We start from the raw sequence: 12682 nt of genomic DNA, 5'->3' as shown, positions 1-12682 counted from the left end.
TTTTACCACTCTTTATGACTTCTACAAACTACAATCTACTCTTGATATTCAAAATCAGATAAACTTATTTCATCTCCATTACTAAATGGCATTAACCATACTGTTAACGTAATATCTTTATCATTTAACTGAACATCTACTGTTTTAAAATCAATACTCTCTCCCTTATAATAAACAACGCTCATTTTTCTATATACCATTGCTACAAAATAACTTCTGTCATATCCAAAATCTTTTCCATCATAAACTCGATATCTCATCCCTTCCTCAATAGAAAGAGGCCCAGCACCATACTCTCCATTTGAAAATATACCATCCCCTTTACCTGGCAACCCTTCACAAAAATAGAGTTCTTCTTCAGTACCATGAAAAAGTCCTTTAAAAATAATGCCTTCAATATATGATTTATCTCCATATGATGTTATTTCCTCAATATCTGTAATACCGTGTTCTTCTATATAGTTATCCTTAAAACTAGAAAACTCATCTTTCTTACAACCAACAAGTAAAATCAACATTATAAACATAATTAGAATTTTCTTCATGTAATCTCCTTCTCAAACTCCCTTTTTCTAACTTGTTTAAATTTCCCTTTCAAAAATAATTTGATACCCCATTGCACTATTTATACCCAGTTTTTCATTAAATGGTGTCACTACTTGTTTCAATCTCCAACCATTTTCACTTTCTGCAGTTATAATACGTTTACATTCATCAAATGTATCTCCAGCCTTATCTTTTAATCCTCTTTTTGCATTGACTTCAATAAACTTATATTCATATTTTTTCATATATTCCTCCATTTCCCCACGCTTTGCGCACGGACACAAATATTTTATTAAACTCAAATCTTCTAAACTCTAGTCTTCCATTCTCTATAATTGTATAATGAAATAATAATACTATCTATCATAGTTAATAAAGCATCTAATTTTGTGTTATTTTTAAATTGGAATTGATTTAGTTCTATTTTTTACTTTTTGAGTTAGATAATCTAGATATTATCATTTTATAGAAACTCCTATTTTCTTATCCAATCTCCATTGAGGTGCTATACCATCATCACCCCAATATTCATCAATAGATATTATCAAATCATTTTCTGTTTTTATAAATGAGGTTACATGAAATGATAATCTTTTTTCTAATGAATAAACATGAACAACAGTAATAATTAGATTATCTATTAATTCAATACGTTCAACCTCACCATTCCATTTACCCGGATATTCACAATTTGCTTGAATAAATTCAGTAACAGTAAAATGTTCATTTGTATTATGCCAATTGATATATGCATTATCATGAAAATACTTTTTCATCTCTTCCGCATTTTGTTCTAGAGAATATTTCCAATAATTTCGAATATTCATTTTCTACCTCCACTTTAAAGAGCGATCTCCTTAAAAATTCTTTGTCTTTCAACATCAAAACTTGATTCTTTCTCTAAGCATCGCCTCAGCATTTCCATGTCATCAGCTGTCAAAGGCATACCTTCAAGGCGCATTGTTGCATCGACTTCATCAATGATTTTTCTTGTTTCTTCACTCATACTCATCTACTTCTCCCAAAGATACTTTCTGCAAATATTATATCATATTCATCTATTCATTTCACCATAATCAAGTTGCAGTTAATATGGCTTTATTATATTCAAAACTGAATATACCCAAAAGTAATTTTTATGATAATCATTTTTCATTCTTTTTGAAATGAAAACAGAGGTACTCTAATAAAAAACATAATAAAACCTCTCCCATTCGAGAAAGGTTTCATTGGTTTTTTTATTATTTTAAACAAAAAAGAGTATTTGACTTTCATTTCTGTATAAACTATAATGTAAGTGAGAGAAGGAACAGCCGATAAGCGGTTATGCCTTGGATTTACAACTATGAAATAACTATCTCACGGTCGACCAAAACGCATGAGGTAGTTATTTTTTTGCTTTAAATTCCTTATCTATAATGACAAGAAGCAATTTGACAATTATTCCTACGACAGTCATAACAAATGCCAAACAAGTCAGCATCACCATAACTGTTTCATATGTAGTCATGTCAATCACCTCCGTTTTTCATATTTCCAACTTATTGGATATTTATGTCAACGAAGATTACGTACCATCGGTCTCACGACCAAGGCTAACCACCTACCGCTATTGCTGTTCCGTTATTAATTATTTCATTTCACATTTCCATATTCTACATGTTTCTACCAATTATATTCTAATGAACTGTTATTAATCACCCTAAATATCTTTGGTTCACTAATGTTTATTAATACATATGACGCCACAACAAACACACTAATATTCATACTGACGCCTTTTTTATTTATTTTCTTGAAACAACGGGCGTTGCCCGTTGTTGTGGAGTGAAGCGACATCACTTTTTTAACCTATATAATCATCTGATCACTATTTTAACAATGTGTTCTATAAAAATTTATTTTTTTTGACGCATTTGTGGAAATAAAATCACTTCTTGGATTGATTCTTGACCAGTTAGTAACATAACAAGTCTATCAATTCCCATACCCATTCCACCTGTTGGAGGTAGTCCATATTCCAATGCTTCTACATAATCTAAATCCATTTCATTAGCTTCATCGTTACCAAGTTCTTTTTCTTTTAACTGGTTAGCGAATCTTTCATATTGATCAATTGGATCATTTAATTCAGTAAAAGCATTTGCATATTCATTTCCACAAATGAATAATTCAAAACGTTGAGTAAAACGTGGGTCTTCTAAATTCTTCTTAGCAAGTGGTGAAATTTCAATTGGGTGACCATACACAAATGTTGGTTCAACAATTGTTTCCTCTACATATTCTTCAAAGAAAGCATTAATAATATGACCATAACCAAAATGGTTTTCAACTTCAATATGTCTTTCTTCAGCTAAAGCCTTAGCTTCTTCAAAAGTCATATCAGTTGCAAAATCAATACCTGTTTGTTCCTTAATAGCATCTGTCATAGAAATACGTTTAAAACCTGGTGCTAAAGAAATCTTATTTCCTTTATACTCTAAATCATATGTACCACATACACTCATAGCAGCATTAGAAATAATACCTTCAGTTAAATCCATCATTCCTTCTAAATCACTAAATGCTTTATAAACTTCAATCGTTGTAAATTCAGGATTATGTGTTCTATCCATTCCTTCATTTCTAAATAAACGTCCAATTTCATAAACAGCATCCATACCACCAACAATCAATCTCTTTAATGATAATTCAGTCGCAATTCTTAAATAGAAATTCATATCCAAAGCATTATGATGCGTTGTAAATGGTCTTGCAGCAGCTCCTCCTAAAATAGGATTTAAGACTGGAGTTTCTACTTCAACATAACCTTGACTATCTAAGAAATTTTGAATAGAACGAATAATCTTAGGTCTTGCAAAGGCAATCTTTCTTGATTCTTCATTCATAATTAAATCAACATATCTTCTTCTATATCTTTCTTCAACATCACTTAAACCATGATATTTTTCAGGTAAAGGACGTAATGCTTTTGTTAAATGAATATACTTTGTTGCTTTGACTGATAATTCTCCAGTATTTGTTACAAAGACAGTCCCTTCAATACCAACAATATCACCAATATCACTCTTAATTAAAACTTCATATTCATCTTCACCAATAACATCTTTTCTCACATAGATTTGAATCTGTCCATCTCTATCTTGAATATGCATAAAGCAGACTTTTCCTTTACGACGTTTTGTCATAATTCTTCCTGCAATTTTAACAGGTACTGCCATCTCTTCTAATTCTTCATGTGTTTTCCCAGCAAATTCTTCTTTAATTTGTTTTGAAAAATGTGTTACATCAAATCTTTGTCCAAAAGGATCAATACCTCTTTCTCTTAAAAAATCTAACTTTTCTCTTCTGACTAACTCTTGTTCACTAAATTGTCTTTCTTCCATTGTCTTCTCCTTTTCCAAATAAAAAACTCCCATCCGCAAGGGACGAGAGTCATCGTGTTACCACCCTAATTTATTGTTATATCACTATAACAACCTTTTCAACTCCTAACAGAGTCTAGCCTGTAACGCGGCACACGTTATTTTATCACGTTTGATCCAAAATACGGCTCCTAGTCTTTATTCATTATTTCTATCATCATCCATTTTCACCACCAGGACTCTCTAAACATGATTCAAAATAATTACTTATCTATTCATAGCCTTTTTCTATACGCTTTGTATTATATAAATAATGATAGTTCTTGTCAAGAAATTCTAAGCATTTATCGCTATTTTTTAGGCATAACTAAACATCTTCATATATTTCTTATCCATCATTTCTTCTAATAATTCCTCACGATTAAATGATTGTGGTGTGATACCATCAACTTCAATAAACAAAGTATCTCTATCTATGACTTCAACTTTCATTGACTGAATTGCAACGCCATGTTTTTTAAGAGTATGTTGAATATCAGCGAGAGCAGAAGCATCCTGAGTGACCTGTATTTGTATAATTTGACCTTGATTCGTAAACTTACGAAAAACACCCTTATGGAATATGAACTGCAATCCAGCTACACATAGCGTTGCCATAATACCAACATCATATAGTCCTGCACCAATACAAGCTCCAGCCCCAGCAGTTGCCCACATACCAGCTGCAGTCGTTAATCCTGATACTGTCCCGTGTCTCACAAATATAACACCAGCACCTAAAAAACCAACACCACTGACAATTTGTGCTGCCATACGTGCAGCATCGTACTCTTTCACATCAGGAAAACCATATTTAGAAACAATCATGATTAATGCTGCACCTAAAGCAATAATTGCATGGGTCCTAATCCCTGCTTCCTTATTTCGATTTCTTCTTTCATACCCAATCAAAACACCACATAATCCTGCTAAAATAATTCTTAAAAACCACTCCCAATGAATCATAGTTGCCAATATATTCACCCCCCTACTTACAATATATTTCTCTTAATACCTTCCTTTTCTCTTCATCAATACCATACTCTTTCTCTAAAAATTCATAATAATCTGAATATTTTTCTTTAATAGATTGAATCGTCAGTAAAATATTTTCTTTTTGAACCATCAATAATGGATCACAATACTTTCTAAACATTTTAGGAATATGATGTTCCTTATAAAATCCTTCTACAAAATCATGTAAATACTCATTAGATAACAAATATTCATCAATCGCATCTTCTTCACTCATACCTAATGCTATCATAATTAAAAAAGCACTGACCCCTGTTCGATCCTTTCCTGCTGAGCAATGAAAATAGACATGTCCATCATCCTTCAATAACAATTCAAACAATTGATGATAGGCAGGATTATCAAAAGCCATTGTTCGATAACCTTCCTGAATATATTGAATTAAAAATTTCAATTTATCAGGTGTCATTTTCCCTGATAACATACTTCCAAAATCAAAACCATTATCTTTATGTTCTTTCAATTGCAATGCCCCAATTCGTATATACTTGGCACTAGGAAAAGTGATATCTTTTGCAAGACTTGCTTCCTGTTCATCACGATAATCAAGAATATATTTGATACCTAATTGTTCTTCCATATACTTCGCATCATCAAAAGAGATGGCGTCTAACGACGCCCCTCTAAAAATCATATTTGATTCCATGACTTCACCATATTCATTTTGATAACCACTGACATCTCTAAAATTTCTTATCCGTAACTCTCTCATAACTCTTTCACCTTTCTCATATGATTTTCTAACTCTTCAAACTGTTGCTGAGTTAGTCCATATTGACCCATCTGTGTTAAACGAGGATCATGGAAATCACTTCCCCCACTTTGAAACAAATTGAATCTTTTCACATATTTCTGCACTAAAGGATAATCCTCTTCTTTCATGCTAGGATGGGATATTTCAATCCCTTGTAATCCATATTCAACATATTTCGCAATTTCATCATAATTACTATATTCACAAGGATGTGCAATTATGGCAATCCCACCATCTTTTCGAATTGCTTCTATTCCTTCACGAATATCTATATAGCCCATCTGCAAATCTGTTTCCTTTGATGTCTTTGAAGCAAACAGTTCACGATATTTTTGCGGTGTCATGTCTTTAGGATATTTTTCCATTAATGCCAAAAAGATATGAATTTTAAAGACGATATTATAAGGGGAATATTTTTTTGCATCCTCATAAGTTATATGATAGTCCTTTAAAGAAAGATTTTCAATCAGTTTATGATGATATGCATCTCTACATGCTAATGTTTTTTGACAAAGTGCCTCTACATGAGGTGCCTTTTCATTTAACCATAAACCTACAACATGAATCTTTTTAGCAACTTCTTCATCATAACAACTCATTTCTACACCTCGAATAGTTCTTATTCCTAGTTTCTTTCCAATCTGTTCAACTTCATCTAAATGGTTGATTGTATCATGATCAGTAATTGCTATTGTTTGTATTCCTTTTGCTTTAGCCATCATTAAAACATCACGTATTTCCTGTGTTCCATCACTATGATTTGTATGAACATGTAAATCTGCATAAACCATTTTGTTCACTCCTTCTATATAACTGTTAATAATTGATCTAAAGAATGGACCTCTTTATCTTTAACTGGTAAGATTTCTAAATAATCCTGACTATTCGTAATAATGACCATTGTTGTTGGATCAACTCCTGATGCTGCCATTTTATCTAATTCAAATTCTAGAAGTAAATCTCCTTTTTGAACACGTTGACCTTTTTTGACAATCTCTTTAAAACATTCTCCTCCTAGTTTAACAGCATCAATTCCAATATGTATTAATAATTCAATTCCTGTATCAGTTGTTAATCCAATCGCATGTTTTGTTTCAAACGTTGCACTCACTACACCATCAGCTGGCGCATAAACTTTTCCACTTGTTGGCATAATCGCAATTCCTTTACCAATCACTTCACTAGCAAATGTTTCATCATCAACTTGATCTAAATCAATTAACTTTCCTTCAATTGGACTTGCCAATCTTTTAATTTCATTATTTATATTTTTTTTGACTGTTTCCTTTTCTTCCACAGGATCATCAAAACCAATCATTAAAGTTGCAATAAATGTTATAACTACACAAATTGCAATTGTTATTAAAGCATTTGTAAAGTTATTACCATTATTTTCAGTCATCCACATTGGTAAACTAAATAATCCTGGAGTTAAAAAAGCATAAGCCTTTAAACCAACAAAACCAGCATATAACCCAGCCACACCGCCACCAATCATACAGGCATACATAGGTTTCTTTAATTTCAATGTCACACCATATAAACAAGGTTCAGTAATTCCTGCTAAAAAAGCTGTTAAACTTGAAGAAAAACATGTACTCTTAAATTCCTTGTTCTTTGTTTTTAATCCAATTGCAAATGAGGCAGCGCCCTGTGACATGTTATGGCATAAAGTCAAAGTTCTTGTAAATGGATCAAAACCTGATTTTCCAATCATTTCAATACCTGCTAATGCAAGTGCTGCATGCATTCCAGTAGACACTAACCATGGATATAATAAACAAGAAACACCAATAGCTATCATTCCAAATTGATTATAAAATAACATAATAACTTTACTAATTCCTAATGAAATCACTGTCATTGCAGGAGCTAAAATAACAAATGACAATGGAGCCATAATTAAAATTGTTAATAATGGTGCCATAAAATTCTTAATCATTGCATGAATGTGTTTATTAAAGAATCTTTCCACATAACTCATGACCCAAACAATCATAATACTTGGAATAATGGTAGATGTATATTTCATAGCAACCACTGGAATTATTCCAAATAATTGAATTGGCTTCCCTGATGCAACCATTTCAGCCCAACTAGGATGAACTAACATACAGCCTAAAAATGCTGCCATGTAAGGATTACATTTAAATTGTTTCGCTGCTGAAAAAGCAATCAAAACAGGTAAAAATGTAAATGTTGTATCAAAAATAAAATTAAAAATATAATAAGTTTGTGAATCTGTTGATAAAACCTTTGTTAATGTTAAAACCATTAATATACATTTACCTAACCCTGCTGCAACAAGTGGTGGAATTAATGGTCCTACACTACCAATAATTGCTCCAAAAATAGAATTGATAATACCTTGTTTTTTCTTAGGAGCTTCTAAGATATCTCCTTCTTCATGAATATCTGCAAGTTTAACAACTTCCAAATAAACATCATGAACATAATTACCAATAACTAATTGATATTGTCCACCCTTCTTTACTAATGATAAAACCCCTTCAATATGATTAATTTTTTCATCATTAGCCAATGTTTCATCTTTTAAAGTAAAACGTAATCGTGTTGCACAATGAACTAAAGATATAATATTATCCTTACCACCTACAGCCTCAATAATTTCTCTTGAAAGTTTTTCATATTTCATTTTCTTATCCTCCATTTTCTTGAAAACTTCAATTCATGAAGGTTTGGCCAACTGAATGTCACCACCCATCTATTAATCAATCATTTCTTCACCACTATCCTCCTTTACTTATTAGAAATGATTTTTGCTACATGTATCGTTAAAAATAAAACTTCTTCATCCTCTAAAGAATAATCATACTTTCTTTCAATAAATGATTTAATCTCCAAAGCACATAAATAAGGTTGAACATATTTTTCTTTCATAATTTCTAAAAGATCATTATTTAAAGATTCATCCTGATTATGTTTCGTTTGATTAAAAACTCTTAATCCAAAAAACTTTAAATGTGTTACAAAACGATAATAAGATAAAGAATCTTCATCAAAATCTCTATGAAAATAATTTTTTACCAACTCTAATATTCCTTGAATAAACCCTGTCATTTCATAAACATCACTAATATTCTTACCAACTTCACTACTCACAATATGTAATGCAATAAATCCTGCTTCATCATCATCCATATGAATCTGATATTTTGCTTCAATTAACGAAAGTGCCCATAACCCTAACTCATATTCCTTTTTATAAAAATGCTTAATTTCTAATAACAATTGATTTTTTAAAAGAATTCCTTCACGATATCTTTCGATACTTGTATGAATATGATCTGTTAAACTTATATAGAGAGAATCATCAATATCATTATTCAATTCTTTTCTCGCTTTTTGAATCACTTGATCAGATATTTCCATATATTCAATAGGAATATCTTTTAACATATCAATCATCTTTCTTTGGCTTTCTTTAAGGCTCATTTCAAAGGTTTTACTAATCTTTTGAGAATCTATTGTCTCTCCTGGTCTTTTCCCATAAGCTAAACCTTTTCCCATCACAATGATTTCTTCATGTTGATCATTTAATGTAATCACGACATTATTATTTAAAATTTTCTTAATAATCATTGAAATCTCTCCCTCCAAAAAGAAAAACCCGTCACAGAAAAAGTATCTGTAAACAGGTTTTGTGTAGCCATATCTTTGCTATAACAATCCATAAATTACACTATCATCATAGCATGTTATATTTTTATTGTCAACGCTTACATTTTATATTTTTCTTTTCATTCCATTGATTTCTTATTTTATTTATAGGGATATAACTGAATAGCATTCCCACAATTAAACTCGTAAAATGAAAAATCATATCACACGTATCATAAGTATATTGTACATAATGACATGTTAAATTAATCAGTAACTGGATATTTTCTAAACCCAAAACCAAAATAATATACCAAAAAATTGTCTTTTTAAGAGTCATTTCTTTTTTCATGATATATCCTAAAGGAATAAACATTATCAGATGATAAAATGAATAAAGTGGATTAGATAAAATGCGATCAATCGGTCGATAACGAACAATCATGAATTGAAAATCATCACGAAAATTATATGCATCTCCCCAGTCAATCACTATTGGGAAAAAAAGTGTACAAATAATAAATGATAAATACAGACCTAACAATAAACTTCCTACTGATGAATACTTTTTCATTTTATAAGCACAAACTCCAATAATCACAGTTAATATTAAAAATAATAAATTAGGGAATATAATAATATTACCATATTCATTATATATATTTATTTCCATAATAAATATTCAGATACACTACTATCCAAAGCATGCGATGATACTGCATTCATAAATAACATTAGGCTTATTAAAACTAAACTTAAATATTTTTTCATTGTTAATTCTCCTCATATAAACCCATTATATATAAAATTATCATATGAATCTTTACATTCTATGTTAGTGTTATATTAATCTTTGATGAAGTGAAAAATTATAATAAAATCCTACCTAATCAATATATGAAATTTAAATATCTCATATATCAACATAAGTAGGAATTGATCATAAATATAGAAACACTTTATTCAAATTTTTCAAATGCAGTTTTATCCCCAGTATGTAGATAAACACGATATGCTTCTAAAATTGCTTCCAACTGTTGATAACTTTCAATCTTTGATAAACGATTTTTAACTTGAGAAGCAGATTTCAATCCTTTAATATACCATGGAGCATGTCCTCGCATTTGTCTTATGGCATTTTTTTCACCCTCAACTGGAATTAATCTTTGTGCATGCTTTAGACATTGATCAATCTTCTCATCGATGGTTGGTTCATCTAACAAGATTCCATGTTCAACATATTCTACCATCTGTCTGATTACCCAAGGATTCCCTAAGGCAGCACGACCTACCATCACCGCATCACAGCCTGTTTCATCTAACATACGTTTAGCATCTTGAGCAGTTTTAACATCACCATTTCCAATAACAGGAATAGAGACTACTTCTTTTACTTTTTTTATCCAAGACCAATCAGCATGTCCTTCATACATCTGTGAACGTGTTCTACCATGAATAGCTATTGCGCTCGCTCCAGCACGCTCAATCATTTGCGCAATCTCAATACAGTTTATTGAATCAAAATCATAACCAATTCTTATTTTGACTGTGACTGGCTTACTTACAGCTTCAACAACATTCTTAACAATATCATATACCAATTGGGGATGTTGTAATAAATAACTACCGGCATGTGCTTTGATAACCTTTTGAACAGGACAACCCATATTAATATCGATAATATCACAATTTGAATTTTGATCAACAAATTGTGCTGCCTTCACCATTGTTTCCACTTCTCCACCAAAAATCTGAATACTCATAGGATGCTCATTTTCATCAACATTAAGCATTTCTATTGTTTTTTGATTTCCATAACATAAAGCCTTATCACTCACCATTTCGCTAACAACAAGCCCAGCACCAAACTCTTTAATAATTTTTCTGAAGGCAACATTTGTAATACCAGCTAATGGTGCCATAATAATTCTATTTTCTAATTCTACATTTCCTATTTTCATTTTTTTCACCATAACACAATATAACATAATTTTTTTATAAAACAAAGACAAATGAATGATATATTATATCTTGTAGGAGGTGATATTTAAAAAATTCAGATAAAAATCGCAAATAATTTTTTCATGATATTTCAGTAACATCTTCCCTCCCAACCTTGATGTTACTCATAAAATAATAGAAAAGACAGTTGTTTTCCCTCTCCCCTCAACTGTCTTTTTACTTTTTTTGTATAAAACTTTTCAGATTGTCAATGATATTAACAGATAGCTTACACTTTTCCCCTCTATTTTTCCTCCCCATTAAAATAGATGTAAGTTATCGATTAGTTATATTCCTAATATTGGTAAACCTAGAAGAAGAAGGCACACCCCCATCCGTGTCTTCTTTTTCATTTCATTCAATGACAAAAAATAGCTATCTTCAATTTTTGAAAACAGCTATTTAAAAATATTTATGATTCATTCATTTCATCTAATAACTCTTGTAATTCAGTTTCATTAAAATGATATGCTTCATTGCAGAATTGACATTTGATTTCACAACCATGATCCTCATGAATCATTGATTCTATCTCATCTTTTCCTACTGTTATTAAGGTTGAACGCATCTTTTCTTTACTGCAATCACATTCAAAAAATAAATCCTGTGATTCCAATATTTCCACATCATCAAATATCATTTGTAGAATTTCTTCAGGTGTTTTTCCTTCATTTACTAAAGAAGAAACTGGTGGGAAATTTCTCATTTTTTCTTCAATATACTGAATATCTTCTTCTGTAGCCTCTGGTAATAGTTGAATAATAAAACCACCACTAGCTAAAATCTCATTTGTATCATTCACAAGAACACCAACTGAAACAACTGATGGAATTTGTTCAGAAACCATAAAATAATATGAGAAATCATCACCAATTTCACCACTTTGTAAAGGAACAGTTCCAACAAATGGTTCTTTTAACCCCATATCCTTAATAACTTGTAGACTTCCTTCTTTCCCTACTGCTACACCAACAGCTAATTTTCCTGTGTCATTATAAGTATAATGAACTTCTGGATTGGCTACAAAAGCTTTGATTTTGCCATCGCTATTTGTTGTGGCAAGCATTGTTCCAATCGGTCCACCACCATTAATAGTTACTGTCATTTTTTCTTTATTTTTATTCATAGCACCCATCATAAGTGTCACTGACATCATACGTCCCAATGCTGCTGAAGCAGTTGGCCATAACCCATGTTTTTGACGTGCAACTTCAACAAGCTGTGTTGTTGTACAACACATGACACGACAGTTTTTAGAATTTACAATTCCTCTTACTAAATAATCTTTCATCGTCTATCCTCCAAATGCAAAATAACTAAT

The 12682-nt window shown here is 31.0% G+C and carries 14 protein-coding genes and 1 other annotated feature; all 14 genes read right to left on the bottom strand.

Annotated elements, in window-relative coordinates; translation table 11 throughout:
* Window positions 1–35: 35 nt before the first annotated feature.
* The 14 genes from BN1865_RS11225 to hslO all read right to left on the bottom strand — a co-directional run bounded on the left by BN1865_RS11225 (window position 36) and on the right by hslO (window position 12652).
* Entirely contained in the window at window positions 36–545 is a 510-nt protein-coding gene (locus BN1865_RS11225; RefSeq protein ID WP_050637330.1) for a hypothetical protein, read from the bottom strand.
* A 36-nt stretch (window positions 546–581) separates the two neighbouring features.
* Window positions 582–791: a DUF4177 domain-containing protein gene (locus BN1865_RS11220; protein ID WP_050637329.1), complete on the bottom strand. Its 210-nt coding sequence runs from the start codon at window positions 789–791 to the stop codon at window positions 582–584.
* Between the two features lie 213 nt (window positions 792–1004).
* Window positions 1005–1373: a hypothetical protein gene (locus tag BN1865_RS11215; RefSeq protein ID WP_050637328.1), complete on the bottom strand. Its 369-nt coding sequence runs from the start codon at window positions 1371–1373 to the stop codon at window positions 1005–1007.
* Window positions 1374–1387: 14 nt separating this feature from the next.
* Window positions 1388–1558, bottom strand: coding sequence for a hypothetical protein (locus BN1865_RS18415; RefSeq protein WP_157844120.1), 171 nt, complete (start codon window positions 1556–1558; stop codon window positions 1388–1390).
* A gap of 375 nt (window positions 1559–1933) precedes the next feature.
* The gene (locus BN1865_RS18970; protein ID WP_255351761.1) at window positions 1934–2056 is read right to left on the bottom strand and encodes a hypothetical protein; all 123 of its coding nucleotides are present in this window, start codon (window positions 2054–2056) and stop codon (window positions 1934–1936) included.
* 388 nt (window positions 2057–2444) lie between these two features.
* On the bottom strand, window positions 2445–3932 hold the full coding sequence (gene lysS / locus BN1865_RS11210) for a lysine--tRNA ligase (protein ID WP_050637327.1): 1488 nt from the start codon (window positions 3930–3932) through the stop codon (window positions 2445–2447).
* 35 nt (window positions 3933–3967) lie between these two features.
* Window positions 3968–4199: a binding site (T-box leader), on the bottom strand.
* Between the two features lie 69 nt (window positions 4200–4268).
* Entirely contained in the window at window positions 4269–4916 is a 648-nt protein-coding gene (locus BN1865_RS11205; protein WP_050637582.1) for an MgtC/SapB family protein, read from the bottom strand.
* A gap of 22 nt (window positions 4917–4938) precedes the next feature.
* A complete protein-coding gene (locus tag BN1865_RS11200) occupies window positions 4939–5697 on the bottom strand; it encodes a tyrosine-protein phosphatase (protein WP_050637326.1) in 759 nt (252 codons plus the stop codon).
* On the bottom strand, window positions 5694–6530 hold the full coding sequence (locus tag BN1865_RS11195) for a PHP domain-containing protein (protein ID WP_050637325.1): 837 nt from the start codon (window positions 6528–6530) through the stop codon (window positions 5694–5696). The genes BN1865_RS11200 and BN1865_RS11195 overlap by 4 nt, the downstream gene beginning before the upstream one ends.
* A gap of 14 nt (window positions 6531–6544) precedes the next feature.
* On the bottom strand, window positions 6545–8395 hold the full coding sequence (locus tag BN1865_RS11190; RefSeq protein WP_050637324.1) for a beta-glucoside-specific PTS transporter subunit IIABC: 1851 nt from the start codon (window positions 8393–8395) through the stop codon (window positions 6545–6547).
* 104 nt (window positions 8396–8499) lie between these two features.
* Window positions 8500–9342, bottom strand: a complete 843-nt coding sequence (licT, locus tag BN1865_RS11185; RefSeq protein WP_050637323.1) for a BglG family transcription antiterminator LicT — start codon at window positions 9340–9342, stop codon at window positions 8500–8502.
* 130 nt (window positions 9343–9472) lie between these two features.
* Complete coding sequence (locus BN1865_RS11180; protein ID WP_050637322.1) at window positions 9473–10033, bottom strand: hypothetical protein; 561 nt, start codon at window positions 10031–10033, stop codon at window positions 9473–9475.
* A gap of 286 nt (window positions 10034–10319) precedes the next feature.
* Window positions 10320–11321 carry a tRNA dihydrouridine synthase DusB gene (dusB, locus tag BN1865_RS11175; protein ID WP_050637321.1) on the bottom strand — a complete coding sequence of 334 codons (1002 nt, stop codon included), beginning with the start codon at window positions 11319–11321 and terminating at the stop codon, window positions 10320–10322.
* A gap of 452 nt (window positions 11322–11773) precedes the next feature.
* Window positions 11774–12652, bottom strand: a complete 879-nt coding sequence (gene hslO / locus BN1865_RS11170) for an Hsp33 family molecular chaperone HslO (protein WP_050637320.1) — start codon at window positions 12650–12652, stop codon at window positions 11774–11776.
* Between the last annotated feature and the right edge of the window lie 30 nt (window positions 12653–12682).

It is taken from the genome of Candidatus Stoquefichus sp. SB1, assembly GCF_001244545.1.
Classification (GTDB): Bacteria; Bacillota_I; Bacilli_A; order Erysipelotrichales; family Coprobacillaceae; genus Stoquefichus.
Note: the sequence above shows the minus strand (reverse complement) of the source record. Positions and strands in the feature narration are given on the sequence as shown.

What these genes read in the sequence shown, in the direction of transcription:
- licT (WP_050637323.1), bottom strand. Translation starts at nt 9,342, where the DNA reads ATGATTATTAAGAAAATTTTAAATAATAATGTCGTGATTACATTAAAT.
- BN1865_RS11220 (WP_050637329.1), bottom strand. Translation starts at nt 791, where the DNA reads ATGAAAAAATATGAATATAAGTTTATTGAAGTCAATGCAAAAAGAGGA.
- BN1865_RS18415 (WP_157844120.1), bottom strand. Translation starts at nt 1,558, where the DNA reads ATGAGTATGAGTGAAGAAACAAGAAAAATCATTGATGAAGTCGATGCA.
- BN1865_RS18970 (WP_255351761.1), bottom strand. Translation starts at nt 2,056, where the DNA reads ATGACTACATATGAAACAGTTATGGTGATGCTGACTTGTTTGGCATTT.
- dusB (WP_050637321.1), bottom strand. Translation starts at nt 11,321, where the DNA reads ATGAAAATAGGAAATGTAGAATTAGAAAATAGAATTATTATGGCACCA.
- BN1865_RS11200 (WP_050637326.1), bottom strand. Translation starts at nt 5,697, where the DNA reads ATGAGAGAGTTACGGATAAGAAATTTTAGAGATGTCAGTGGTTATCAA.
- hslO (WP_050637320.1), bottom strand. Translation starts at nt 12,652, where the DNA reads ATGAAAGATTATTTAGTAAGAGGAATTGTAAATTCTAAAAACTGTCGT.
- BN1865_RS11205 (WP_050637582.1), bottom strand. Translation starts at nt 4,916, where the DNA reads ATGATTCATTGGGAGTGGTTTTTAAGAATTATTTTAGCAGGATTATGT.
- BN1865_RS11180 (WP_050637322.1), bottom strand. Translation starts at nt 10,033, where the DNA reads ATGGAAATAAATATATATAATGAATATGGTAATATTATTATATTCCCT.
- lysS (WP_050637327.1), bottom strand. Translation starts at nt 3,932, where the DNA reads ATGGAAGAAAGACAATTTAGTGAACAAGAGTTAGTCAGAAGAGAAAAG.
- BN1865_RS11225 (WP_050637330.1), bottom strand. Translation starts at nt 545, where the DNA reads ATGAAGAAAATTCTAATTATGTTTATAATGTTGATTTTACTTGTTGGT.
- BN1865_RS11195 (WP_050637325.1), bottom strand. Translation starts at nt 6,530, where the DNA reads ATGGTTTATGCAGATTTACATGTTCATACAAATCATAGTGATGGAACA.
- BN1865_RS11190 (WP_050637324.1), bottom strand. Translation starts at nt 8,395, where the DNA reads ATGAAATATGAAAAACTTTCAAGAGAAATTATTGAGGCTGTAGGTGGT.
- BN1865_RS11215 (WP_050637328.1), bottom strand. Translation starts at nt 1,373, where the DNA reads ATGAATATTCGAAATTATTGGAAATATTCTCTAGAACAAAATGCGGAA.